At 50.6% G+C, this 23,918-nt stretch carries 24 protein-coding genes and 1 tRNA gene; 15 read left to right on the forward strand and 10 right to left on the reverse strand.

Annotated elements, in window-relative coordinates; translation table 11 throughout:
- Nucleotides 1-5: 5 nt before the first annotated feature.
- From NA624_RS20505 to hemW, 5 genes are read left to right on the forward strand one after another with little or no spacing between them, the layout of a single operon-like run.
- Nucleotides 6-710: a YggS family pyridoxal phosphate-dependent enzyme gene (locus NA624_RS20505; protein ID WP_000997790.1), complete on the forward strand. Its 705-nt coding sequence runs from the start codon at nt 6-8 to the stop codon at nt 708-710.
- A gap of 18 nt (nt 711-728) precedes the next feature.
- Entirely contained in the window at nt 729-1,295 is a 567-nt protein-coding gene (locus tag NA624_RS20510) for a YggT family protein (RefSeq protein ID WP_001094848.1), read from the forward strand.
- Nucleotides 1,292-1,582, forward strand: a complete 291-nt coding sequence (gene yggU / locus NA624_RS20515; RefSeq protein WP_001277203.1) for a DUF167 family protein YggU — start codon at nt 1,292-1,294, stop codon at nt 1,580-1,582. Before NA624_RS20510 ends, yggU begins: the two co-directional genes overlap by 4 nt.
- A gap of 7 nt (nt 1,583-1,589) precedes the next feature.
- A complete protein-coding gene (locus NA624_RS20520; protein ID WP_001174769.1) occupies nt 1,590-2,183 on the forward strand; it encodes an XTP/dITP diphosphatase in 594 nt (197 codons plus the stop codon).
- Nucleotides 2,176-3,312 carry a radical SAM family heme chaperone HemW gene (hemW, locus tag NA624_RS20525; protein WP_001096532.1) on the forward strand — a complete coding sequence of 379 codons (1,137 nt, stop codon included), beginning with the start codon at nt 2,176-2,178 and terminating at the stop codon, nt 3,310-3,312. Before NA624_RS20520 ends, hemW begins: the two co-directional genes overlap by 8 nt.
- Before the next feature lie 91 nt (nt 3,313-3,403).
- Here the strand turns inward: hemW and NA624_RS20530 are convergent, their stop codons facing one another.
- The 5 genes from NA624_RS20530 to trmB form a co-directional block, all read right to left on the reverse strand.
- On the reverse strand, nt 3,404-4,411 hold the full coding sequence (locus tag NA624_RS20530; RefSeq protein ID WP_000252186.1) for a DUF1202 family protein: 1,008 nt from the start codon (nt 4,409-4,411) through the stop codon (nt 3,404-3,406).
- A 132-nt stretch (nt 4,412-4,543) separates the two neighbouring features.
- Nucleotides 4,544-5,590, reverse strand: coding sequence for an L-asparaginase 2 (gene ansB / locus NA624_RS20535; protein WP_000394189.1), 1,047 nt, complete (start codon nt 5,588-5,590; stop codon nt 4,544-4,546).
- A gap of 188 nt (nt 5,591-5,778) precedes the next feature.
- Nucleotides 5,779-6,498: a DUF2884 domain-containing protein gene (locus tag NA624_RS20540; RefSeq protein WP_000984836.1), complete on the reverse strand. Its 720-nt coding sequence runs from the start codon at nt 6,496-6,498 to the stop codon at nt 5,779-5,781.
- Nucleotides 6,499-6,547: 49 nt separating this feature from the next.
- Nucleotides 6,548-6,874, reverse strand: coding sequence for a YggL family protein (locus tag NA624_RS20545; RefSeq protein ID WP_439040288.1), 327 nt, complete (start codon nt 6,872-6,874; stop codon nt 6,548-6,550).
- A complete protein-coding gene (gene trmB / locus NA624_RS20550) occupies nt 6,874-7,593 on the reverse strand; it encodes a tRNA (guanosine(46)-N7)-methyltransferase TrmB (RefSeq protein WP_000786890.1) in 720 nt (239 codons plus the stop codon). The genes NA624_RS20545 and trmB overlap by 1 nt, the downstream gene beginning before the upstream one ends.
- Before the next feature lie 154 nt (nt 7,594-7,747).
- Between trmB and mutY the strand changes: the two genes are divergently transcribed.
- The 4 genes from mutY (at nt 7,748) to NA624_RS20570 (ending at nt 11,774) form a co-directional block, all read left to right on the forward strand.
- Nucleotides 7,748-8,800 (forward strand): A/G-specific adenine glycosylase, encoded by a 1,053-nt coding sequence (gene mutY / locus NA624_RS20555; RefSeq protein WP_001148961.1) that lies wholly within the window; start codon nt 7,748-7,750, stop codon nt 8,798-8,800.
- Between the two features lie 27 nt (nt 8,801-8,827).
- Complete coding sequence (locus NA624_RS20560) at nt 8,828-9,103, forward strand: oxidative damage protection protein (protein WP_000091706.1); 276 nt, start codon at nt 8,828-8,830, stop codon at nt 9,101-9,103.
- A gap of 112 nt (nt 9,104-9,215) precedes the next feature.
- Nucleotides 9,216-10,301 (forward strand): membrane-bound lytic murein transglycosylase MltC, encoded by a 1,086-nt coding sequence (gene mltC / locus NA624_RS20565; protein WP_000976289.1) that lies wholly within the window; start codon nt 9,216-9,218, stop codon nt 10,299-10,301.
- A 216-nt stretch (nt 10,302-10,517) separates the two neighbouring features.
- A complete protein-coding gene (locus NA624_RS20570; protein ID WP_001049805.1) occupies nt 10,518-11,774 on the forward strand; it encodes a nucleoside permease in 1,257 nt (418 codons plus the stop codon).
- Between the two features lie 61 nt (nt 11,775-11,835).
- On the opposite strand, the gene NA624_RS20575 is transcribed toward NA624_RS20570, so the two are convergent.
- Nucleotides 11,836-13,971, reverse strand: coding sequence for an ornithine decarboxylase (locus NA624_RS20575; RefSeq protein WP_000839742.1), 2,136 nt, complete (start codon nt 13,969-13,971; stop codon nt 11,836-11,838).
- A gap of 425 nt (nt 13,972-14,396) precedes the next feature.
- Between NA624_RS20575 and NA624_RS20580 the strand changes: the two genes are divergently transcribed.
- Together NA624_RS20580 and NA624_RS20585 are read left to right on the forward strand one after the other, a co-directional pair.
- Nucleotides 14,397-15,104, forward strand: coding sequence for a DUF554 domain-containing protein (locus NA624_RS20580; protein WP_000234466.1), 708 nt, complete (start codon nt 14,397-14,399; stop codon nt 15,102-15,104).
- 105 nt (nt 15,105-15,209) lie between these two features.
- A tRNA-Phe gene (locus tag NA624_RS20585) sits at nt 15,210-15,285 on the forward strand.
- A gap of 225 nt (nt 15,286-15,510) precedes the next feature.
- Here NA624_RS20585 and NA624_RS20590 read toward each other — a convergent pair.
- From NA624_RS20590 to NA624_RS20600, 3 genes are all read right to left on the reverse strand, one after another.
- Nucleotides 15,511-16,524: a tyrosine-type recombinase/integrase gene (locus tag NA624_RS20590; protein ID WP_001229010.1), complete on the reverse strand. Its 1,014-nt coding sequence runs from the start codon at nt 16,522-16,524 to the stop codon at nt 15,511-15,513.
- Between the two features lie 116 nt (nt 16,525-16,640).
- Nucleotides 16,641-18,227: a TraI domain-containing protein gene (locus NA624_RS20595; protein WP_000269036.1), complete on the reverse strand. Its 1,587-nt coding sequence runs from the start codon at nt 18,225-18,227 to the stop codon at nt 16,641-16,643.
- Nucleotides 18,217-19,710, reverse strand: a complete 1,494-nt coding sequence (locus NA624_RS20600; RefSeq protein WP_000121294.1) for a UvrD-helicase domain-containing protein — start codon at nt 19,708-19,710, stop codon at nt 18,217-18,219. The genes NA624_RS20595 and NA624_RS20600 overlap by 11 nt, the downstream gene beginning before the upstream one ends.
- Before the next feature lie 295 nt (nt 19,711-20,005).
- On the opposite strand from NA624_RS20600, the gene umuD reads away from it, so the two are divergent.
- Both umuD and NA624_RS20610 read left to right on the forward strand, forming a co-directional pair.
- On the forward strand, nt 20,006-20,428 hold the full coding sequence (gene umuD / locus NA624_RS20605; RefSeq protein WP_001549365.1) for a translesion error-prone DNA polymerase V autoproteolytic subunit: 423 nt from the start codon (nt 20,006-20,008) through the stop codon (nt 20,426-20,428).
- Nucleotides 20,428-21,648 (forward strand): Y-family DNA polymerase, encoded by a 1,221-nt coding sequence (locus NA624_RS20610; RefSeq protein WP_023262076.1) that lies wholly within the window; start codon nt 20,428-20,430, stop codon nt 21,646-21,648. The genes umuD and NA624_RS20610 overlap by 1 nt, the downstream gene beginning before the upstream one ends.
- Nucleotides 21,649-21,714: 66 nt before the next feature.
- Here NA624_RS20610 and NA624_RS20615 read toward each other — a convergent pair whose 3' ends face one another.
- Entirely contained in the window at nt 21,715-22,368 is a 654-nt protein-coding gene (locus NA624_RS20615) for a helix-turn-helix transcriptional regulator (protein ID WP_000443821.1), read from the reverse strand.
- Nucleotides 22,369-22,554: 186 nt separating this feature from the next.
- On the opposite strand from NA624_RS20615, the gene NA624_RS20620 reads away from it, so the two are divergent.
- Together NA624_RS20620 and NA624_RS20625 are read left to right on the forward strand one after the other, a co-directional pair.
- Nucleotides 22,555-23,514, forward strand: coding sequence for a sugar phosphate isomerase/epimerase family protein (locus NA624_RS20620; protein WP_000765975.1), 960 nt, complete (start codon nt 22,555-22,557; stop codon nt 23,512-23,514).
- A gap of 20 nt (nt 23,515-23,534) precedes the next feature.
- Nucleotides 23,535-23,912 (forward strand): RidA family protein, encoded by a 378-nt coding sequence (locus NA624_RS20625; protein ID WP_000582545.1) that lies wholly within the window; start codon nt 23,535-23,537, stop codon nt 23,910-23,912.
- Nucleotides 23,913-23,918 lie beyond the last annotated feature (6 nt).

Consider the following 23,918-nt stretch of genomic DNA (forward strand, 5'->3'; position numbering starts at 1 on the left):
GGAAAATGAACGATATCGCGCATAACCTGGCACACATCCGGGACAAAATCTCCGCCGCGGCGACGCGTTGCGGCCGCTCTTCAGAAGAAGTTACGTTGCTTGCAGTGAGTAAAACCAAACCTGCGAGCGACATCGCAGAAGCCATTGCCGCCGGACAACGGGCATTTGGTGAAAATTATGTACAAGAGGGGGTGGAAAAAATCCGCCACTTTCAGGAAGCGAAAGTGGAAGGCCTGCACTGGCACTTTATTGGCCCTTTACAGTCCAACAAAAGTCGGCTGGTGGCCGAGCATTTTGACTGGTGTCATACCATCGATCGCCTGCGTATCGCCTCGCGGCTGAGCGAACAGCGTCCGGATAATCTGCCGGCGCTAAATGTTCTGATCCAAATTAATATCAGCGATGAAAACAGCAAATCAGGCATTCCGCTGGCGGAACTGGATGAGCTGGCCGCGGCGGTGGCTACACTGCCGCGTCTGCGGCTTCGCGGACTGATGGCGATCCCGGCGCCAGAGTCAGATTATGTAAGGCAGTTTGAAGTCGCACGTCAAATGGCTGTAGCATTTGCCGGGCTGAAAGCGCGCTACCCTGACGTTGATACCCTATCTCTGGGTATGAGCGACGATATGGAAGCCGCGATTGCGGCAGGTAGCACAATGGTGCGCATCGGCACCGCTATCTTTGGTGCTCGTGATTACACAAAAAATTAAGGAAAACTGAGGAACGCCATGAATACGTTGACCTTCCTGCTCTCAACGGTAATTGAGCTGTATACCATGGTGCTATTATTGCGCGTGTGGATGCAGTGGGCCCGCTGTGACTTTTACAACCCTTTCTCCCAGTTCGTGGTGAAAATTACGCAGCCCATCATCGGACCGCTGCGTCGTATTATCCCGCCAATGGGGCCGATTGACAGCGCTTCCCTGCTGGTGGCGTTTATTCTTAGCGTTATTAAGGCGATAGTGCTGTTTAAGGTAATTACGTTTCAGGCGATTATCTGGATTGCCGCGGTGCTTATCTTGCTTAAAACAATCGGCCTGCTGATCTTCTGGGTGCTGCTGGTCATGGCTATCATGAGCTGGGTGAGCCAGGGTCGTAGCCCGATTGAATATGTATTGATTCAGCTTGCCGAGCCGCTGCTCAGCCCGATTCGCCGTATACTGCCTGCGATGGGCGGCATCGACTTCTCGCCGATGGTTCTGGTGCTGCTGCTGTATGTCGTTAATATGGGGATCGCTGAAGTCTTACAAGCGACAGGCAACATGTTGCTGCCGGGGCTGTGGATGGCGCTATGAGTGCTGTGACTCGCTGCGAAGACGGTCTGGTGTTACGGCTTTATATTCAGCCGAAAGCCAGCCGCGACAGTATTGTGGGCTTACATGGCGACGAGGTGAAAGTCGCCATTACTGCCCCGCCGGTTGACGGTCAGGCAAACAGCCATCTGATCAAGTTTCTCGGTAAACAGTTTCGCGTGGCGAAAAGTCAGATCGTCATCGAAAAAGGCGAGCTGGGCCGTCACAAACAGGTAAAAATTATTCACCCGCAACAGATCCCGCCGGAAATTGCGGCGTTAACTGAGTAGGTATCCCATGCAAAAAGTTGTTCTCGCAACCGGCAACGCCGGTAAAGTGCGCGAGCTCGCGTCGCTGTTAAGCGATTTTGGGCTTGATGTGGTAGCGCAAACGGAACTGGGCGTCGATTCCGCGGAAGAAACCGGCCTGACGTTTATTGAAAACGCGATTCTCAAAGCGCGCCATGCCGCTAAAATGACCGGTCTGCCCGCCATTGCCGATGACTCCGGTCTGGCCGTTGACGTTTTAGGCGGCGCGCCGGGTATCTATTCCGCGCGCTATTCTGGCGAAAACGCGACAGATCAGCAAAACTTGGAAAAACTGCTGCATACTCTACGGGATGTTCCGGACGACAAACGCCAGGCGCGATTCCATTGTGTACTGGTTTATTTGCGTCATGCCGAAGATCCCACACCGATAGTCTGTCACGGTAGCTGGCCTGGCGTTATTACTCGCCAGGCGGCCGGAAATGGCGGATTTGGCTATGATCCCATTTTCTTCGTACCGTCTGAAGGCAAAACCGCCGCAGAACTGACCCGTGAAGAAAAAAGCGCGATTTCCCACCGTGGACAAGCGCTCAAGCTGCTGCTGGATGCGTTACGCAATGGCTAAACTACCGCCGCTCAGTCTTTATATTCATATTCCCTGGTGTGTACAAAAATGTCCATATTGCGACTTCAATTCCCATGCGTTGAAGGGCGAGGTGCCGCATGACGACTACGTCCAGCATCTGTTAAGCGATCTGGATGCCGACGTCGCCTGGGCGCAAGGGCGTGAAGTAAAGACCATTTTTATTGGCGGCGGTACGCCAAGCCTGCTTTCCGGGCCGGCGATGCAAACGCTGCTGGACGGCGTGCGTGCGCGCCTGAATCTGGCGGCGGATGCGGAAATTACCATGGAAGCGAACCCCGGCACGGTCGAAGCCGACCGCTTCATCGACTATCAGCGCGCCGGCGTAAACCGGATCTCCATTGGCGTGCAGAGCTTTAGTGAGCCTAAGCTGAAACGTCTTGGCCGTATTCACGGTCCACAAGAGGCGATGCGGGCAGCAAGACTGGCAAATGGGCTTGGGCTACGCAGCTTTAACCTCGACTTGATGCATGGATTGCCGGACCAAACGCTGGAAGAGGCGCTGAACGATTTGCGACAGGCAATTGCGCTTAATCCGCCGCATCTCTCATGGTATCAATTGACGATTGAACCCAACACTCTGTTCGGTTCGCGTCCGCCGGTTTTACCGGACGATGACGCTCTGTGGGATATCTTTGAGCAGGGCCACCAGTTACTAACCGCCGCGGGCTATCAGCAATACGAAACGTCGGCCTATGCCAAACCCGGTTATCAGTGCCAGCATAATCTGAACTACTGGCGCTTTGGCGACTATCTGGGTATTGGCTGCGGCGCCCACGGTAAAGTCACCTTCCCGGGCGGCAGGATCCTGCGCACCACCAAAACCCGTCACCCACGCGGTTATATGCAGGGACGTTACCTGGAAAGCCAGCGTGACGTGAGTGATGACGATAAACCCTTTGAGTTCTTTATGAACCGTTTTCGGTTGCTGGAGCGCGCGCCTCGCGCCGAATTTGTCGACTACACCGGGCTTACGGAAGCGGTTATTCGTCAGCCAATCGACGAGGCTATTGCCCAGGGCTACCTGACCGAATGCGAGCAATACTGGCAGATTACCCGGCACGGTAAACTGTTTTTAAACTCTCTTCTTGAGTTGTTTCTCGCGGAATAACAAGGAATAAGCCTGTCGCGCCAGCGGGTAAAATACCTGATGGCGCGACGCTTACCGATCTGTGGCGGTTAATGCGCCGCCGGCAAGCGCATTATTTAATAACGCCTTTACGACGCAAATCGTCCGTATCTTTTTTCCAGCGCTCGTAACCGTCATTAATATCCATGATTTTCATGCGGATATCACTCTGTTGCATCTGAAGTTTCTGTACCGCTATATTCAGCGGATATTGTCCTTTCTCTAACGTTATCCAGTCATTCTGCGCTTTTCGACGCAGCTCTTCTGATTTCAAAAATACCTGCCGCCGTTGCTCGTGTATGTCTAAATCTCTTTTCTGCTGAATAGCCGCTTCATTGCACGGCTCACTCTGCTTACGGCACGCGTCTAATGCCGGTTGATAGACCTCTTTTTCGTATTTCTCGGCATATACGCTGCTATCGTTGGCTTTTACATAATCATCGCGCTCTTTTAACGTCTTTTTAAACGCCTCGGCGCGGGTCAACGGTTTCCCATCAGCGCCTTTTCCCCAATATGCGTCCGCTTCTTTTTTAGCTACCGCTATTTTCTTATCCAGGGCAGAGAGTTGTTTTTCAAGACCGGGGATCGACGCTTTCTGCGCACGCCAGGAGGCTTCAATGTTGCCAAACCGATAGTTAAAGTCATCACTGTTGACGATCAGGTATTTATCATTCGTTTTAATGTCGTCAATAGCCCGGCCCTGATCGCTGGCTGCCATTTGTAATGAGTAATAGCTCACCGTCCAGCCAGAGGCTGGCGTCCCTTTGCTGGTCAACATGGCAGAAAATTTAACGGGACGATCTTTGGTCCAGGTTTTTTCAACAAAATAATAATCCGCCGCCATACCAACGCCGGTATACATATCTTCACGGGAAGAAATATCCCCTTCGGCAGACCAGGTGGCCTGATTGCCCCTCGAATCAAGATTTTTTAAGGTAATGGAATCCAGTTTAAGTATGCCGTGGTACTGCTTACTAAACTGTTCTTTTAAGATGTTATCGGAGGGTTGAGCAACCTCTGCCCAACTATAGTCTGAAATCAGGGCAAACAGCGCTGCGCCAGCAATCCATTGTCGAACCACTTGTGGACCTCCCGTCCAGAGACATGACGCCCACAATTATCATAACCAGGATGATAATTAGCAAGATAATAGTGTTGGTTGTGCGAGAGGTCTTCCAAAGATGGCCCCGGCCTTCCGACCGGGGCATTATCTTTAATACTGATTGAACATCGTCTGGATCTGTTTTGGATCTTTAGTCTGGGTTAATGCCAGTTGCAGTAAGACACGCGCTTTTTGCGGGTTCAGCGTGCCGGAAGCGACAAAGCCGTATTTTGCATCGTCAACTTCCGCATCCTGCGTGGTTGCGCCAGTCGGCACACGTGAAGAACGCACCACTACCGTACCGTTGTGCGCAGCGGTCGCCAGGGTATCAAAGACCGTTTTATACAGGTTGCCGTTACCCACGCCTGCGCTCACGATCCCGTCATAACCCGCGTCTACCAGCGCTTTTGCCGGCAGATCGGACGCATTCGCATAGTTATAAACGATACCGACTTTCGGCAACGCGGTCAGCTTCGACACGTCGAACGGGGTGGAGGTGGTATGTTTACGCTCTGGTGTACGCTGGTAGTCAATTTTACCGTTGTGGATATAACCCAGCGGGCCATAGTTAACCGCTTTAAACGTCGCCACGTCAGTCGTATTGGTCTTAGTGACGTCGCGTCCGTCCATCACGGTATCATTCATTACCACCAGCACGCCGCGATTGGCAGACTGTTTATCAGCCGCTGTTACTACCGCATTATAGAGGTTGAACGGGCCATCTGCGCTCATTGACGTGGAAGGGCGCATCGCGCCGACCAGTACCACCGGTTTATTGCATTTCACGGTCAGATCGAGGAAATAAGCGGTCTCTTCCATCGTATCAGTACCGTGGGTGATCACGAAACCGTCGGTGCTGTCGCACTCGGTATTGATTTTTTTCGCCAGCGTGAGCCAGACTTCATCGTTCATATCCTGCGAGCCAATGTTAACGACCTGCTCGCCTTTCACTACCGCAATGTCCTTCAATTGAGGAACGGCATCCACCAGATTTTCGACGCCGACTTTACCTGCCGTATAATTTGATTTTGTTGCTGAATCACCACCGCCAGCGATCGTTCCGCCGGTCGCTAAGATGGTGATATTCGGTAAAGCGAACGCTGCGCCGCTGAAACCCATTACCAGAGCAGCTAATGCCGTTTTCCTGAAAAACTCCATGTTATATCTCCAGTTATGTCAACTGGTCGCATTATCTCTATATTGCAGACGAATAATGTGACGCCATACGATTAACCAGCGATATATATCCAACAGAGAGTATTTTTTAGAGATGGATAACAAAATGCAGGAAAAAACAGAATAAAAAGGCGCAGATACGATCTACGCCATTGTTTAAAAAGGAAAGATTACTTCAGGCTGCCAACCAGCGCTTTGCGGCTATCTTCTAAGGTTACTACGCGGCTACAGACATCTTTGCCAAACTGCTGGAAATCTTTCTCCTGATTTTTCCATTCGTTCTGGATAGCGGTTTGCAAACCACCGAGGCTGCCCATCACGCCCTGTAAAGGATTGCCGCCGCCTTTAAGCACCGCTTTGGCGCCCATTTCGTTAATACTGTCCTGCAAAATACCGCCCATCGCCTGATTCACCAACTGCTGACCGTCGGCACGCACCTGGTCGATAGCCTTATAGTGGAACGTCAGGCCGTCCGTACGATGTTCAATAATGCGGTTCATTTGCGCTTTTAATTGCGCATCAAGCTTCGTCAGACGGCTACGCATGTTGCTGCTTTCGCCCACCTCTTTAGCGATGATTTTATCCAGCTCCACGCGGCCTTTTTCTACGCGCGATCGGGCGCCCTCATCAATCCACGGCAGCGCGCTTCGCAGCTCCGCCTGGTAATCTTTCGCCTGCTCGCGCTGCGCGGCGCTAAGGGTGTACTGCTTACCGTTGTACATCACATTGCCGTCCGGCGTGATCACCAGGTTGCCGTTTTCACCTTTCACCTGCACCGTTTGTGGACTCAGGATCACATCGTCACGCGGCGTGACACTGCATTTGTAATCTGCATGAGCGGCCATCGCCGTCAACGTTAGCACTGCCGCCAGCAGCGTTTTGCGCATCATAACTTTCCCTCAAGACAAAGCGGGCCGGCATTTGCCGACCCTGTACTTATTAGTCCCACCAAACGTCGAAAAGTTCGCTGGTTCGGACTTCTTCAAGGTTGCACGCTTCCAGCCACTTACGCACAATCCCCTGATGTTCTTCGGTACATTTACCGATTTCCTGCATACAAATCAGCCCTTCCCAGGCCAGGTAGCCGCTGCCGTCAAACGCCAGTTTATTAGGCTCAATAACGTCATTAATAAAGTCATCGACAGTCTTATCGATCTGCTCTTCAGATGTACCTTCCGGAAAACGCCATGCCACCGAAAATCCTAATTCCTGGAATTCGTCAATGTGCATTTTTTTACGCAGACGACGACTACGGTTCTTTGCCATTATTTCACCCTCTCGAACATTAAGTCCCATACGCCATGACCAAGACGATGGCCACGTTGTTCAAATTTCGTTACCGGGCGCGATTCCGGGCGCGGTACATAATCATTGCTCTCTGACAGATTTTTGTACCCGTCGATAGAAGACATGACTTCAAGCATGTGTTCCGCATACGCTTCCCAGTCGGTCGCCATATGGAAAACGCCGCCCAATTTCAGCTTGCTCAATACCAGTTCAGCAAACGGCACCTGAACGATACGGCGTTTATTATGACGCGCTTTATGCCACGGGTCAGGGAAAAAGAGCTGAACCATCGATAAAGAATTGTCAGGAATCATTTTATGCAACACTTCTACCGCGTCGTGGCACATGACGCGCAGGTTTTCAACGCCCTCTTCATGAGCGGACGCCAGACACGCGCCGACGCCGGGCGAATGCACTTCAATACCGAGGAAATTCTGCTCCGGGCGCGCTTTCGCCATCGCCACGAGAGACGCCCCCATGCCAAAACCAATCTCCAGCGTCACCGGCGCTTCGCGACCAAACAGCGTGGCGAAATCTACCGGCGCTTCGCTGAACTCGACGCCCATCACCGGCCAGTAGTTTTCCAGCGCGTGTTCTTGCCCCTTTGTCAGTCGCCCCTGGCGACGAACAAAACTACGAATACGGCGCAGCGGGCGACCGTTTTCATCAAATTCCGGTGAAATGACGTCGTTTTTCATAAAAGTGTAGTCTGCTGTGTTTGAGTTCTGAAAACGGGCATTATCCAAAGTTAGTTGCCGGATGCAAGCATGAAGCGCACTGCGGAAAGTTCCGGTTTACACCCTGCGGCCTCTGTGCTGCAATCTTGCCCCCGGCAATAATGAATGAGTTTCCATGCAAGCGTCTCAATTTTCAGCCCAGGTTCTGGACTGGTACGACAAATACGGGCGGAAAACGCTGCCCTGGCAAATTAACAAGACGCCTTACAAAGTATGGCTCTCGGAAGTCATGTTGCAACAAACGCAGGTGACGACGGTGATTCCTTACTTTGAGCGATTTATGGCGCGCTTTCCCACGGTGACGGATTTAGCGAATGCGCCGCTGGATGAAGTGCTCCATTTATGGACCGGGCTCGGCTATTACGCCCGCGCGCGTAATTTGCATAAAGCGGCGCAACAGGTGGCGACGCTTCACGGTGGAGAATTCCCGCAAACTTTTGCCGAAATCGCCGCGCTACCCGGCGTCGGGCGTTCAACCGCCGGCGCGATTCTCTCCCTCGCGTTAGGTAAACATTATCCGATTCTTGATGGAAACGTTAAACGTGTGCTGGCTCGCTGTTATGCTGTTAGCGGCTGGCCTGGAAAAAAAGAGGTGGAGAATACGCTGTGGACGTTGAGCGAGCAAGTGACGCCCGCACGCGGCGTGGAGCGTTTTAATCAGGCGATGATGGATCTGGGCGCGATGGTTTGTACGCGTTCAAAGCCAAAGTGCACCCTGTGTCCGCTGCAAAACAGTTGTATCGCCGCTGCGCATGAAAGCTGGTCACGCTATCCGGGCAAGAAACCGAAACAGACGTTACCGGAGCGGACGGGTTACTTTTTATTGTTACAGCATAATCAGGAGATTTTCCTGGCGCAGCGCCCTCCCAGCGGTTTATGGGGCGGACTCTACTGCTTCCCGCAGTTCGCCAGCGAAGATGAATTACGTGAATGGCTGGCGCAACGGCATGTTAACGCTGATAATTTGACCCAGCTTAACGCGTTTCGCCACACATTTAGCCATTTCCACCTGGATATTGTGCCTATGTGGCTTCCCGTGTCGTCACTGGACGCCTGCATGGATGAAGGCAGCGCGCTCTGGTATAACTTAGCGCAACCGCCGTCAGTCGGACTGGCGGCCCCCGTGGAGCGCTTGTTACAGCAGTTACGTACCGGAGCGCCAGTTTAACGCCCCGGTCGATGAAGAGGATCACTTATGAGCAGAACGATTTTTTGTACTTACCTGCAACGCGATGCTGAAGGGCAAGATTTTCAGCTCTACCCTGGCGAACTGGGAAAACGTATCTATAACGAGATCTCTAAGGACGCGTGGGCGCAGTGGCAGCATAAGCAGACCATGTTGATTAACGAGAAAAAGCTCAACATGATGAACGCCGAGCACCGTAAGCTGCTGGAACAGGAGATGGTGAGCTTCCTGTTCGAAGGCAAAGACGTTCATATCGAAGGTTATACGCCGGAAGATAAAAAATAGGCCCGTTGCTGAATGAGGCTGCGCTTATTCGGCCTGTGAGTTATGCCGGATAAGCTCTTAGCGCCGCTGCCCGGCAACATGGCATAACGACAACACAACATGCACTCCCGGAATGATGAAAAAATTACTCGCGCTTGCTGTTATTGCGCCGTTGCTCATCTCCTGCTCCAGTTCGACCAAAAAAGGCGAGACGTATAATGAAGCCTGGGTCAAGGATACCAACGGCTTTGATATTTTGATGGGGCAATTTGCCAACAATATTGAAAATCTGTGGGGATATAAGGAAGTCCTGATCGCCGGGCCGAAAGACTACGTCAAATATACCGATCAGTTCCAGACCCGTAGCCACATCAACTTTGATGATGGGACCATTACCGTTGAAACCATCGCCGGGACGGAACCTACCGCACATCTGCGCCGGGCCATTATTAAAACGTTGCTCATGGGTGACGACCCAACCTCCGTCGATCTTTACTCCGATGTCGATGACATAAAAATTTCTAAAGAACCCTTCCTGTATGGTCAGGTCCTCGACAATACCGGCCAGCCTATTCGCTGGGAAGGCCGCGCCACGACATTCGCGGATTACTTGCTGAAAACGCGGCTCAAAAGCCGCAGTAACGGCCTGCGTATTATTTACAGCGTCACCATTAATCTGGTGCCGAACCACCTTGATAAACGCGCGCATAAATACATTGGCATGGTACGCCAGGCCTCCCGTAAATACGGCGTTGACGAGTCGCTGATTCTGGCGATTATGCAAACGGAGTCCTCGTTCAACCCGTATGCGGTCAGCCACGCGGATGCGCTGGGCCTGATGCAGGTGGTGCAACACAGCGCCGGGAAAGATGTTTTCCGTTCTCAGGGTAAGTCCGGCACGCCAAGCCGTAACTTCCTGTTCGACCCCGCCAGCAATATCGATACCGGCACAGCGTATCTGGCGATGTTGAATAATGTCTATCTGAGCGGTATTGAGAATCCGACGTCGCGGCGCTATGCGGTCATTACCGCCTACAATGGCGGCGCAGGCAGCGTATTACGCGTATTCTCGAACGATAAAATTCAGGCCGCGAATATGATTAACCGCATGTCGCCGGGGGATGTGTACCAGATATTAACCACCCGACATCCATCTGCGGAGTCGCGCCGCTATCTGTATAAGGTGAATTCCGCCCAGCGATCGTATCGCCGCCGATAAACCATCGCATCCCGCCTCTGGCTGGCACAGGACAGCGGCGGGAAAGGCAAAAGTGTTAACTCCGTCACCATTTTACCTTGCAATCAGAAATTGTTTGCAAATATTTGTCACAGGTAACAAAAAAAGCCCGCCTCTCATTGATAGAATCACACCAAATCACAACGGCAAATGTGCCTTTTAAAACATTCATCCGCTCTCAGGTGTGAGGAAATTAACATGAATCTTAAGCTGCAGCTTAAAATACTTTCTTTTCTGCAGTTCTGTCTGTGGGGAAGCTGGCTCACTACCCTGGGCTCGTATATGTTCGTCACCTTAAAATTTGACGGCGCATCTATTGGCGCAGTTTATAGTTCACTGGGGATTGCCGCCGTCTTTATGCCGACCTTGCTAGGCATTGTGGCTGACAAATGGCTGAGCGCGAAATGGGTCTATGCCCTGTGTCATGTTGTCGGCGCCATCACGCTATTCATGGCCGCGGAAGTCACTACGCCTGGGGCGATGTTCTTTGTGATCCTGCTTAACTCGTTGGCCTATATGCCGACGTTGGGCTTGATCAATACCATATCGTATTACCGCCTGCAGTCTGCCGGCATGGATATTGTGACTGACTTCCCACCTATCCGTATCTGGGGTACCATTGGCTTTATTCTGGCGATGTGGGGCGTGAGTTTCTCCGGTTTCGAGCTGAGCCATATGCAGCTTTATATCGGCGCGACGCTTTCTGTTCTGCTGGTACTGTTTACCTTTACCCTGCCGCACATTCCGGTGGCGAACCAACAGAAAAACCAGAGCTGGACATCAATGCTGGGCCTTGACGCTTTTGCGCTGTTTAAAAATAAGCGGATGGCGATTTTCTTCATCTTCTCCATGATGCTGGGCGCGGAACTGCAGATCACCAACATGTTTGGCAACACCTTCCTGCATAGCTTTGATAAAGATCCGCTATTCGCCAGTAGCTTTATCGTGCAGCACGCCTCGGTGATGATGTCGATTTCGCAGATTTCTGAAACGTTATTCATCCTGACCATTCCGTTCTTCCTGAGCCGTTATGGTATTAAGAACGTTATGCTTATCAGTATTGTGGCGTGGATGCTGCGTTTCGGCCTGTTCGCTTATGGCGACCCGACGCCGTTCGGTACCGTTCTGCTGGTACTGTCGATGATTGTGTACGGCTGCGCCTTCGATTTCTTCAACATTTCTGGCTCGGTGTTTGTCGAAAAAGAAGTACGCCCGGAAATCCGCGCCAGCGCGCAGGGGATGTTCCTGATGATGACCAACGGCTTCGGCTGTATCCTGGGCGGCATTGTGAGCGGTAAAGTGGTGGAGTATTACACTCAAAACGGCATTACCGACTGGCAGACCGTGTGGCTCATCTTCGCAGGCTACTCGCTGGTGCTGGCCTTCGCGTTCGTAGCCTTGTTCAAATACAAACACGTTCGCGTTCCGGCGGTTTCGCAACCCGTTGCACATTAATCCTTGCCCTGTTTCGCAGGCCGGATAAGGCGTAAATGCCTTATCCGGCCTGCAGGCAACGTTACTTTAAAACATATCCGTACAAGCGTTGAATTCCATCGGCATCGGTCTCGCTATATACCCCCTGCAATTCCGGCGAAAAACCGGGCAACAGATTGATGCCCTCTTCCAGCGCCAAAAAATAACGCTGCGCCGCGCCGCCCCAAATCTCCCCCGGCACCACGCACAGTACGCCCGGCGGGTATGGCAATGCCCCCTCGGCAGCAATACGCCCGTCCGCCTCGCTGATACGCACCAGCTCTACATCGCCGCGAATAAAGGCGCTGTTGGCGTCCTGTGGGTTCATCGCCACATGCGGCAGGCTTTCTTTGCGGAACATCGCTTTTTGCAGATCCTTAACGTCAAAGCTAACGTACAGGTTGTGCATCTCCTGACATAGCTCACGCAGGGTGTAATCGCGGTAGCGCACCGGGTATTTCTGAAAAACCGTCGGCAATACATCCGCAAGCGGCGTATCGTCTTCAATGTGCCGTTCAAATTGCGCCAGCATCGCGACCAGCCGCGCCAGTTTCTCTTCGCTCTCAGCGGGTGTCAGCAAGAACAGAATCGAGTTGAGATCGCACTTCTCAGGCACAATACCGTTCTCACGCAGATAGTGGGCGAGAATGGTCGCCGGGATGCCGAATTCGGTGTACTGCCCACTATCGGCATCAATACCTGGCGTGGTCAGTAACAGTTTACAGGGGTCGACAAAATACTGGTCATCCGCATAACCCTCAAAGCCATGCCATTTCGCCCCGGGCTCAAAACTGAAGAAACGACGATTGCTGGCAATGGTCTCCGTCGGATATGCCTGCCACGGCTTGCCGTCAACAACCAGTGGGATAAAGGGCTGAAGCAGTTTGCAACGGGCGAGAATGGCTTTACGCGCATCAATGCCCAGCGCAACGCACTCCGCCCACAGGCGGCGACCGCTCTCCCCTTCGTGGATTTTGGCATTGATATCCAGCGCCGCAAACAGCGGGTAGAACGGACTGGTCGAGGCGTGCAACATGAAGGCGTTGTTCAGGCGTTTGTGCGGGCAAAAACGCGCCTGGCCGCGAATATGGTTATCTTTTTTGTGGATCTGCGAGGTTTGTGAGAACCCCGCCTGTTGCTTATGTACCGATTGGGTCACAAAGATCCCAGGGTCGTTTTCATTAAGCTCCAGCCGCAACGGCGAGGTATCCGCCATCATATTGATAAACTGCTCATAGCCTACCCACGCGGAGTCAAACAGAATGTAATCGCAGAGATGCCCGATTTTATCCACCACCTGACGGGCGTTGTAAATAGTGCCGTCATAGGTACCCAGCTGAATGATCGCCAGGCGGAACGGACGCGATGCATCGGCGCTTTCCGGCATCACGTCACGAATCTGGTCGCGCAGGTACGTTTCATCAAAACAGTGCGCATCAATACCACCGATAAAACCAAACGGGTTACGCGCTGCTTCAAGATAGACTGGCGTCGCCCCGGCCTGAATCAGGGCGCCGTGGTGGTTGGATTTGTGATTATTACGATCAAACAGCACCAGATCGCCGCGCGTCAGCAGGGCGTTAGTGACCACTTTATTCGCCGCCGAAGTCCCATTCAGCACAAAGTAGGTTTTATCCGCATTAAACACTTTTGCCGCAAATTTCTGCGCGTGTTTGGCAGAACCTTCATGTATGAGCAGATCGCCAAGTTTCACATCGGCGTTACACATATCCGCACGAAACAGATTTTCACCAAAAAAGTCATAAAAATGACGGCCTGCGGGATGTTTTCTAAAAAACTCGCCATGCTGGTGCCCCGGGCAAGCAAAGGTACTATTCCCCATGTCGACATACTGGGTCAGGGTGCCATAAAAGGGCGGCAGAAGTTCCGCTTCGTAGCGACAGGCTGCGTTTTCCAGCTCCAGCCATTCCTGCGCGTTCCCACCTATTACCGCCGTAACGCCGGCAGGCGCGCTGACGGGTTCATCCACAAGCATAAACACCGGCAGGTGAAAACCGGTGCGTTTAAGCAACGCCAGAATACCGCTACGGCTGTCAGCAGTGGTAATGACGACTGCGGCCACATCGGTAAAGTCGGTACTGTCCAGCGCCACTACGTTTCGGTGGGTGGAGAGACGGGGGATGAGTTCACCGCTGGCGGCAATATTCATTGATTTCATAAGCGCAAATACCCGTTTCGGGAGTAGAGTAACCCCGGACAAAGCCCGATGCCTTGCCCAACGAGATGCCGGGTCAAACTGGATACCAGCTCCGACCGCCAGACATCAGTAAAAACAGACTGTTTCTGATTTTACTGTTGTCCTGCAGTGAGCGTGCGCTGCCCTCACCGCATAGCGGGGACGACAAAAAAAAGGAAAGAAAGGGGCAAACCTCGCGCAGTCAGGCGACAGTGAAGACAATATAAAGGCGCTATGTTCATCCCGGCGAGCCCCATGCTGGCAGGAGAAATTTCGCGCAATCATGGCACCTTTCACCAGACGGCGCAAGGTAAAATCAGCGCTCTATACGTCACAGATAATCAAGCTATTAACAGCTTAATCGCGTGATAATAAGGCAATTTGAAAGACAAATAACAGGAGTCATTGTGGTAATTGGACCTTTTATTAACGCTGGCGCAATTTTATTCGGCGGCGTTATTGGCGCGCTGTTAAGTCAGCGTCTGCCAGAACGGATTCGCGTCTCAATGACGTCTATTTTTGGTCTGTGCTCTCTGGGAATTGGCATTCTGCTGGTGATGAAGTGCGCTAATCTTCCGGTGATGGTGCTGGCGACGCTGGTCGGCGCGCTTATCGGCGAGTTTTGTTTGCTGGAAAAAGGCATTAATGGCGCAGTCGCGAAAATCCAACAATTATTTATGGCATCGGGTAAGAAGCCAACACACGACTCATTTATTCAAAGTTACGTCGCTATCATTGTACTTTTTTGCGCCAGTGGCACCGGTATTTTCGGCGCGATGCATGAAGGGATGACCGGCGATCCAAACATTTTGATCGCTAAATCTTTTCTGGATTTTTTCACTGCCATTATTTTCGCCTGTTCGCTTGGCATCGCCGTTTCGGCGATTTGCGCACCGATGTTGATTATCCAGTTAACGCTTGCCGCCTGCGCCACTCTCATTCTTCCGCTGACCACGCCGGCAATGATGGGCGACTTTAGCGCTGTGGGCGGACTGCTGCTGGTGGCAACCGGCTTGCGTGTATGTGGAATCAAAATGTTTCCGGTAGTGAATATGCTCCCGGCGCTGTTGCTGGCGATGCCGATTTCCGCCGCATGGGCGATGTTTTTTGCCTGATTCTGCGTGCAATAGCAACAAAGTGGTGATAGATTGTGCAGTCTACGTTGATTTGAAGAAATTTCGTTGACGAAGCGAGGCGATTACGGTTTAATGCGCCTCGTTGCCCGGATAGCTCAGTCGGTAGAGCAGGGGATTGAAAATCCCCGTGTCCTTGGTTCGATTCCGAGTCCGGGCACCACCACCTTCAAGTCCCGTCGGCTTATCTTCCCTCGAAGTAAAGCCGACGTGAAAAAAGGTAGATCATCGAGTCACGCAGGTTCTGCAATTCTGTACTGCCTGATAGTTGATTTACCTGAAAGCCCGGAGCTTGCGCGAACAAGCTCCGGGCATTCCTATGTCTACACTATTAGTATTTACAATTTCACATGCTTATGTCAATAGCGTGTAAATCGCTTTGCCTCTACTAAATCAGCTTTAACACAGGCGGTGTCCCTGAACCCGGTGAAGAATTCTTTTTCTTCAAGGCAAACTTCACCTCCAATGCCTCTCTCACTGTATCCACATTGCCATCTACATACTCCAGCGTGGTGTTGATACTCGAATGCCCCAGCAGAGTCTTAACCGTTTGTAAATTGCTGTCCGGCTGTTTCATCATCTCCGTCGCAATCGTGTGGCGAAAGCGATGTGGACTCACGTTAAATCCACATTCTTTAGAAAGACGTCGAAAAAATGCACGCAGTGTCTGAACCGACATCTCCTCCCCCCCAGAGCTGACTTGTCCCAATAGAAATCCCACATTAAAAAACTGATCATGTGGTTTCATCCCCCTGAGCCTTAATTCCGCGCAAAGCTGCTGCAGACCCGGCTTCAGCACAGAAATAATCGGCACGCGGTTTTCCTTATGGTTTTTGGCACTTTCTGCCCTCAGGGTAATAACATCATCATCAAATGAAATATCACCCAGCCGCAACTGGATAAGCTGGTTCTGACGCATACCGGTGTATCTGAGAACATCGAGCACAACCAGCCAGAACCGGGTTGGCAACAAGGCACAGCGACGAGGATGCGGAGCATTTCCACGATGTTCCATGATGGCGAAACGCGCCATCACAATATAGACCTGCTCAATCTGGTTATCAGTCAGTACCTTTTTCAGCTTCTGGTCTGGCCGGACAACGGCCTCATAGAAAGGGTTTTCTTGCTGTGGCAATAACCCTTTTTTCATCCCGTAAGTAAACAAAGCCCGTAAGTGTGTGACCTTGTTGTTCCAAGTTCGACTCGACAACCCCTTTTCGTGTAAAACAAATTCTCGCCAAAGCAATACATCCCTGTGAGAGACATCTTCCGGACTCACATCAGCATCCAAAAAACGGATGAACGTCTGAGTCACTTTGCGGTAACTCCACACAGATGCCGGGCGCAGTAATTTATTAAAAAAATAATCCTCTAAAAGAAGATCAAATGTCAGCTTTCTCATTATTACTTCCTTATGCAAACGAAACCTTATGGCTTCATTTTGCAAAATGTAAGAATTTAAGAAAAATCTCAACACCAGAAACTGTTACAAAATCAAAGAGACAGATAATCTTTCTGCTATGTCGCTCTTTCACTGTAATTTCGATTTGACACAAACAGATAGGCTGAATCAGCGGGGATGGGATGAGAGGTATAGACTATTTTTGACTTGATGAGATAACCCGAAAATTTTTCGTATCGTCCCTGTCTGTTTTCAGACTCATACTTCACACAGGAAAAAACGCCCTTACCTTTTTGTATAAAGTGCAGCCCCAGGCGTTCAAATCCGCGCTGAACATCACCTTTTAGCGAGGGGGCGTAAGCATTGTCTTTCATGAAAGAGAAAAAAATACTCGGCGTTGGCAGGAATATCAGCCCTCCCACGATATGTATCTGTGCCTCTTTGGTATTGACACTTAAGCTCCCCGATATAATTTTCTTACTCAGCCACGATATAAACTGCTGCCCATAATCCTCATTTTCGTCAGGATGGCTGGCTTCGGTTTCAGGAGGGAGTTGCGTTGTCGACAGCGAAGGCTGTTCGTCGGAACTTACCGCGTCGGCAGACCCAACAGGCGCTAATTCATCCCTGTCCAGACTCACGGGAGTCACCTGCTCAGGAGCTGCCTCTGCGACGGAAGATCCGGGATCAAACCCCATCAGCGATATCACATCCTGAATCGCCTGATCATCCACTTTCTGGCTAGCCTGAAGCGTAGGGCTCGGTGGAGATAACTTTTCATCAAGGGCCGATGTTAAAGACGGTACATCCAACGGTGCATCCGGTTGTACCTGCAAATGCTCTTCAGAAGGTAAAACACCTTCGCTCAGCGGCTGCACTGATGTAGTCAGAGCCATCGCGCCGTCTGTAGCTGTAGGGAGGGAGAGTTCCACTGATACCGAAGGTTTATTCAGAATGCTTAGGGGATCTCCCTCCGCATGCTGTATTGCATCCTCCACGATTTGAGAAATAACACAGGCATGTCCGAAGTCGCCACGAATAAATGACAGCAGCGTATCCAGAGCCTGTGGTGTTTTACTCATCCAAAGGATCACCTCACCAGGAAGTAAACGCATCCCAAGCATCGTACACAGCCCCTCCGCGGCTCCGTCCGGTACATCAGAACAAAAACGGAAACGATAAGGCTGTCCCGGTATGCTAATCCCCGGATACCAGATCTCCCCATTTAACAACTCACCTTCAATCTGGCGTAGAGAAGACAGAGAATGAAATAAGGCAGCATAAAATACCACTGCCCCCCATACCGCACTCTGGGCGGACTGTTCTTCCGCACTGGCACCTGGGGGCAACATGTACCCCCGGGATAGGCGAACCGCATAGGCTACTGTTTTCAACGTGTAATCGACCATCCCGCCCGGTACGGCATGATGCCCGTTTGCAGTGGCAGGAAGTTGTTGCATCAGTGAAACACATAGCTTCAGTGGCGCCAGAAAATACTGCTCATAGTGTGTCTGAGGCAACAGACTGTTGTCCCACAGTTGCCTGAGCAAATGTTGTCGACTCTCAGTATCCAGTAATGATACAGCTGATAGTGGATCCAGATATCCTCGTTGTCGAAGCGAGTCTTTGGTTGGGCATGAAACAGAAGATGGAGGCCTGTCTGCCCTGACTCCCTTTAGCATTTTACGGAATTTACGCCACATCGCTTTTCTCCCCTCCTGTTTCTGAGGATAAGCTGTCATCATCAGATGGGAATGGAGGCAGCTCTCCGATCGAAGGCTGGACCAGAATTTCGGACAATATAGGGCCGGGGATCAATATGTTACGCGCCCGGGTCGCGGCTACGTACATCAGGTTAATTTCATCGTGACGTTTGCTGTCCGGCATCTCAGGATCGAGAATATCTGCAAAATCATCATGTAATTTTACCCTGTCCCATTCCAGCCCCTTGCTTCTGTGCGCAGTGCATACGGTCACATCTGCATCCGATTCAGTGGTCACGCGTTGCTCCCGCAATGTGTTTAGCCTGTCCGGTAACGGAAAGAATTGATCCAGTATGAAAATCGCCTGCTTCATTTCCACATCATCCGTATCTTCAGCTATCTGCAAATACTCATCATAGTCACGGTATTCACGTGTCAGCCTGTCGTGCTGCATCCTTTCCGTCATATCAATCGAAAACCAGTACAAATCAAGCAGGTCCTCTATTTTGTAACTTTCCATCCCCCCCACCCAGAACACCTTTTTTCCGGCCAGAGACCAGTGAAGTGCCGTGCGGATCACTCCGCAAACAGAACGGTGAAGGATGGCATGATGACCAAACGTACGTGGCACTATTGTGAGAACGCGGTCGGAATCGCCTTTTCCAGTAATCTTATGCGTCTCCCCCTTCAGTGACAGCAGCCTGTTGGCTACTTCTGCTATTTCCGGGCCGAAGCGGAAGCTGTGAGTCAGCCACAGACGATCTGCACACTCCAGTTGTGGAGCACAGAGGGCATTATCCGCCCCCCGAAAACGGTAGATCTGTTGGTGAGTATCACCGACCAGAACAACCCGGCACGGCTGCTCAAGAATAATGGCACTGGTGACCGGGTTAGCATCCTGAGCCTCATCAAACAGCACCGTGGTATAGCGGGCAGAGAGGTCAGGCTTGCTTAGCTGGTAAATCTTGAGATAGGTATCATGTGTGACCGGAAAAGTTTCCTGACGGGATGACATCATCGCCCAAATATTCTGTGCGGAAAGCAGGATTCTCTCTGGCTGGAGTCCTTTGCAATCGTCCTGGTCCGGGAGAAGTTCTTCAGAAATGTTAGCTGACGCACTACACATAAAGCGGTTCAGCACATCGAGAGTCAGTCTGGCCAGCAACCAGTTGCGGGAGTTCAGCGCCCGGGCAACGTCCGTAAGACGGAGCGTATTCACCAGACGCTTGCTGTAATGCTTCCCGACCGTTGGCCAGGCCAGTTGATGAGATGTTTTACAAATAACGTTGAAGGGGAATTTCTGCTCAGCCTCATCCCGAATGGCCCGGTTATAGGCAACATATAGCATTCGCTCGGTTGGATTTTCCTCTGCAAAACGTCTGAGTGTGGTGGTTTTGCCACTTCCTGCACAGGCACTGACAACCAGACGTGTGCCCTTCCAGGCGATAATGGCGGCCTGCTCTGGGGTATCGGGGTAGGACATAATGCGGCTCCGGATAAAAGCGTTTTGCCCATCCTGAGAACCCCACAGAACGTTATCCAGCGATTTTTATAAATCAAAAAAAACAATTTGAAAACTCAGCCCCGAAATGTGGCCCGTTAACCGTCATATACCCGGTGGGAAAGCAAAATTCAGTCTCTGAAACATCAGGCGAATTCAGGAAAAACTTTAATTCTCGTTATTTCAGACAATTATCAGAAAAATACGTTTGTTGATTTGAACGTGACATCCTATACCTGCATACTGTATATGCGTACAGTTACTTTTGAGGTATAACATGCTGCAACTTATTCCTGTCTCATCCATTCCAGAAACGCTGAGAATCCCTTTGTTTACAGAGCGATGTGCAGCAGGTTTTCCTTCTCCGGCTGCAGATTATACCGAGGAAGAACTAGACCTGAATGCGTATTGCATACGTCGCCCCAGTTCAACCTTCTTTGTACGGGCTATTGGTGATTCGATGCGGGATAGGGGTTTACACTCAGGCGATCTGCTGGTAGTCGATAAAGCAGAAAAACCGCTACAGGGCGACATCGTCATTGCAGAAACGGATGGCGAGTTTACGGTTAAACGTCTGCAGTTGAAACCTCGCGTCGCCCTGCTCCCCATGAATCCAGCATATCCTGTCCTCTATCCTGAAGATCTGCAGATTTTCGGCGTTGTGACCGCTTTCGTACACAAAACCCGGAGTGCAGACTGATGTTTGCGCTCGCTGACGTGAACTCATTTTATGCAAGCTGCGAGAAGGTGTTTCGCCCTGACTTACGTAACAAACCAGTTGTAGTGCTCAGTAACAACGATGGATGCGTTATCGCACGCTCAAAAGAAGCGAAGCAACTGGGCATAAAAATGGGGGTACCGTGGTTTCAACTGAAGTCGGCTGAATTCACGGAGCCAGTCATCGCGTTCTCGAGCAATTACGAGCTCTACGCGTCGATGTCGAACCGCGTGATGGCTCATCTGGAAGAGCTGGCACCACGTGTTGAGCAATACTCTATTGACGAGATGTTTCTGGATATTTGTGGCATAGAATGCTGTATCGATTTTGAGGACTTCGGCCGGCAACTGCGTGAGCGCGTTCGTTCCGGTACGGGTCTGACCATCGGCGTGGGAATGGGACCGACCAAAACACTGGCGTTAACACCGGGCAATCCCCGCCGCACGGAAAAACTGCTCTCACTGCAGCCGGTGGAAGAAATATGGGGGGTTGGCCGCAGGATATCCAGGAAACTGGGCACTCTGGGTATCACCACTGCACTGCAGCTGGCGCGCGCGAACCCAACATTTATCAGAAAAAATTTCAACGTTGTGCTGGAGAGAACCGTCCGGGAGCTCAACGGAGAAAGCTGTATTTCGCTGGAAGAGGCGCCCCCGCCGAAACAGCAGATTGTCTGCAGCAGGTCATTTGGGGAGCGCGTGACCACTTATGAAGCCATGAGGCAGGCAGTCTGTCAGTACGCTGAGCGTGCAGCTGAAAAGCTGCGCGGCGAGCGGCAGTTCTGCAGGCAAATTGCTGTATTTGTGAAAACGTCACCGTTCGCTGTGAAAGAGCCGTATTACGGGAATGTGGCCAGTGAAAAGCTGATGACACCCACGCAGGATACCCGGGACATTATAGCTGCAGCGGTGAAAGCACTGGATCGGATCTGGGTGAATGGGCATAGATATGCAAAAGCGGGTTGCATGCTCAATGATTTCACTCCTACGGGGGTTTCGCAGTTGAACCTGTTCGACGATATTCAGCCCAGAAGTAACAGCAATCAACTGATGAAGGTTCTGGACGGAATTAACCATTCAGGGCTGGGGAAAGTGTGGTTTGCGGGACGAGGGATCGCTCCTGAGTGGCAGATGAAAAGAGAGTTACTCTCCCCGGCTTATACCACCCGCTGGGCTGAGTTACCCGTTGCAAGACTGGGATAAAGTAAATCACCGATACCAGAATGATAATCGTGCAGGTACCTGTAACCGCAGGCACCTGAATACTTCCTAATCTTTACTGTTCAACGACCTTAAGTGCTTGTAAACGGTATTCGGACTGATCCCCAGGCTGGATGACACAATTTTGTTAGTAACAGGAAACTCAAACAATCCAATAGAGTTCAACTCTCTGATAATTTCGTAGTTTTTATTTTTACTGGGAATGCCTGTATTGGCATAAACCATATTCTTAACAGGTTCAAGGTGGCTCAGAACCAGATTATTGATATCCTGAGTAAAACTTTCATTCCTGCAATTATTTGATTTTGCGAAATTATCTATAAAAGCATTCAGAGGCATATCAAGTGCAAAGTTCATGCATATCATCCCCACCGGGGATTTATTTTTGTTAACAATGAGTGATGACGACGATTTAAAAGGCCTGGCACCCTTATTGCTAAAGTAAACGTCCCACATGTCATTGGTCGAGTTAAACTCGGCGAGTTTCTCCAGTGCCACGTTGGTCACAGGAGCCCCTCGCTCTCTTCCCGTCACGTGTCCATTCACAATGTGAATGACTGAATGGTGCAAATCCTCAAAACTGTGCAGGACAATCTCACAGTACTCTCCCAAAAACGTACCAAGACAGTCAATGAAGGGAACAAACGAAGCCAGCAACTTCCGGTCATCATCACTAAATTGCTGATTAATAATGGATTCCATAAGTCTATTCCTGATTTGAAATAAGGGGTAATGCTATACCACCTGTCAAAATTCGTCCACATCAGTACCCTCAAAAAACACTAAGTGATATTTTATTTTACTTAGTGATCGTTTTTTATACTCAGATCACATTCAATCACAATCTGCTCACCCTACAATCCGAAAAGAACATCACGGAGGTAGTCTATGAAACTGGGCCTTGAAACTGAGTCATATCATCTTTTCTTCCAACAGGGAGCCATGGACATTTTTGGCTTTATTGCTAAAGCAAGCGAACTGGGGCTTGATGGCGTAGAAATTAATATCATTCCGGATGAAGGGTTACATCCGGAATTCGGAGTACTGAACGGCGACAATCCTGAATACCTGGCAAAAGTGAGAGACGCGATAGAAACTCACGGCCTTTACTGTGAGATTGACACTCGTTTCACAACCCCTGACGCGATTAAAAAAGCCGTGAATATTGCTTCAGCATTGAACGCAGATATCATCAGAACCTATATGTTCCGTCGGGGTGAATATGACCCGCAGGCATACCCTCAAATTATTGAACAACTGAAGTCCATCGTTCCATTACTCAAAAAACATCGCATTCGTCTGGCTGTAGAAAATCATGAAGACGAAACGGCTGACGAAATTATTGATGTCATTGAAGCAGTTAATTCAGTATGGGTAGGGGCGCACTGTGATATTGGCAATGGCATGATGGCATGGGAGGAACCGGTGGATACCGTCAGGAAACTGGCACCTTTCACATTCAGTACCCACTTTAAAGATCATATCGTCACCATGAACGGAGACGAACCTGTTGTCTGCGGTGTTCCTGCCGGGGAAGGCAGCATAGATATAGATACCTGCTTTAAAACGTTGGTGGACGACTCAGCGGTGACCCGCATCAATATCGAAACCTGTTTTCCCTATGCCTCACGTTTCGCCCGGCCAAAAGGTACGGGGGGCGTTAATGAGTTTAAGGGAACTTTCACAGTAAAACCCTCGCCTTTTGACGAAAAGAAAATAAAACCTCTTGAATACTACTACCCAGGGAAAATTTCTGAAGAACGGTTGGATGAGTTAATGGAAGCTCAGGAAAGATGCGTACAGGTTTCTGTTCAGACCCTTAAAAACCTGCGTAATAAATATTGTTAATTATAAAAAAGGACATTCACATGATTATTTGCACACCGCATGCACCAGAGGCTATTGGTCCTTACTCTCAGGCTGTTATTTCCGGAAATCTTGTATTTATATCCGGCTGCTGTCCATTCCGTGCTGCTGATGGCTCTGTCAATGGTAGCAGCATTGAAGAACAGGCCAGACAGGCCATGAGTAACCTGAAAGCTATTGTCGAGTCAGCCGGGACTGATATGGATTCTGTCGTTAAGACCACCTGTTTTATCAGCGATCTAAATAACTTTCAGACTTTTAATTCCGTCTATAGCGAATTTTTCTCAACTGGAAAGTTCCCTGCTCGGTCTTGTGTTGAAGTGGCCAGATTACCTAAGGATGTGCTGATAGAAGTTGAAGCCATTGCCCTCGTCAAATAACAGGAC

This window comes from Salmonella sp. NW38 (genome assembly GCF_051807745.1).
Taxonomy (GTDB): domain Bacteria; phylum Pseudomonadota; class Gammaproteobacteria; order Enterobacterales; family Enterobacteriaceae; genus Salmonella; species Salmonella enterica.

Bases quoted from the DNA above. Each gene is read 5' to 3' on its own strand.
- NA624_RS20505 (WP_000997790.1), top strand. From the start codon at position 6: ATGAACGATATCGCGCATAACCTGGCACACATCCGGGACAAAATCTCC.
- NA624_RS20510 (WP_001094848.1), top strand. From the start codon at position 729: ATGAATACGTTGACCTTCCTGCTCTCAACGGTAATTGAGCTGTATACC.
- yggU (WP_001277203.1), top strand. From the start codon at position 1,292: ATGAGTGCTGTGACTCGCTGCGAAGACGGTCTGGTGTTACGGCTTTAT.
- NA624_RS20520 (WP_001174769.1), top strand. From the start codon at position 1,590: ATGCAAAAAGTTGTTCTCGCAACCGGCAACGCCGGTAAAGTGCGCGAG.
- hemW (WP_001096532.1), top strand. From the start codon at position 2,176: ATGGCTAAACTACCGCCGCTCAGTCTTTATATTCATATTCCCTGGTGT.
- ansB (WP_000394189.1), bottom strand. From the start codon at position 5,590: ATGGAGTTTTTCAGGAAAACGGCATTAGCTGCTCTGGTAATGGGTTTC.
- NA624_RS20540 (WP_000984836.1), bottom strand. From the start codon at position 6,498: ATGATGCGCAAAACGCTGCTGGCGGCAGTGCTAACGTTGACGGCGATG.
- NA624_RS20545 (WP_439040288.1), bottom strand. From the start codon at position 6,874: ATGGCAAAGAACCGTAGTCGTCGTCTGCGTAAAAAAATGCACATTGAC.
- trmB (WP_000786890.1), bottom strand. From the start codon at position 7,593: ATGAAAAACGACGTCATTTCACCGGAATTTGATGAAAACGGTCGCCCG.
- mutY (WP_001148961.1), top strand. From the start codon at position 7,748: ATGCAAGCGTCTCAATTTTCAGCCCAGGTTCTGGACTGGTACGACAAA.
- NA624_RS20560 (WP_000091706.1), top strand. From the start codon at position 8,828: ATGAGCAGAACGATTTTTTGTACTTACCTGCAACGCGATGCTGAAGGG.
- mltC (WP_000976289.1), top strand. From the start codon at position 9,216: ATGATGAAAAAATTACTCGCGCTTGCTGTTATTGCGCCGTTGCTCATC.
- NA624_RS20570 (WP_001049805.1), top strand. From the start codon at position 10,518: ATGAATCTTAAGCTGCAGCTTAAAATACTTTCTTTTCTGCAGTTCTGT.
- NA624_RS20575 (WP_000839742.1), bottom strand. From the start codon at position 13,971: ATGAAATCAATGAATATTGCCGCCAGCGGTGAACTCATCCCCCGTCTC.
- NA624_RS20590 (WP_001229010.1), bottom strand. From the start codon at position 16,524: ATGAGAAAGCTGACATTTGATCTTCTTTTAGAGGATTATTTTTTTAAT.
- NA624_RS20595 (WP_000269036.1), bottom strand. From the start codon at position 18,227: ATGTGGCGTAAATTCCGTAAAATGCTAAAGGGAGTCAGGGCAGACAGG.
- NA624_RS20600 (WP_000121294.1), bottom strand. From the start codon at position 19,710: ATGTCCTACCCCGATACCCCAGAGCAGGCCGCCATTATCGCCTGGAAG.
- umuD (WP_001549365.1), top strand. From the start codon at position 20,006: ATGCTGCAACTTATTCCTGTCTCATCCATTCCAGAAACGCTGAGAATC.
- NA624_RS20610 (WP_023262076.1), top strand. From the start codon at position 20,428: ATGTTTGCGCTCGCTGACGTGAACTCATTTTATGCAAGCTGCGAGAAG.
- NA624_RS20615 (WP_000443821.1), bottom strand. From the start codon at position 22,368: ATGGAATCCATTATTAATCAGCAATTTAGTGATGATGACCGGAAGTTG.
- NA624_RS20620 (WP_000765975.1), top strand. From the start codon at position 22,555: ATGAAACTGGGCCTTGAAACTGAGTCATATCATCTTTTCTTCCAACAG.
- NA624_RS20625 (WP_000582545.1), top strand. From the start codon at position 23,535: ATGATTATTTGCACACCGCATGCACCAGAGGCTATTGGTCCTTACTCT.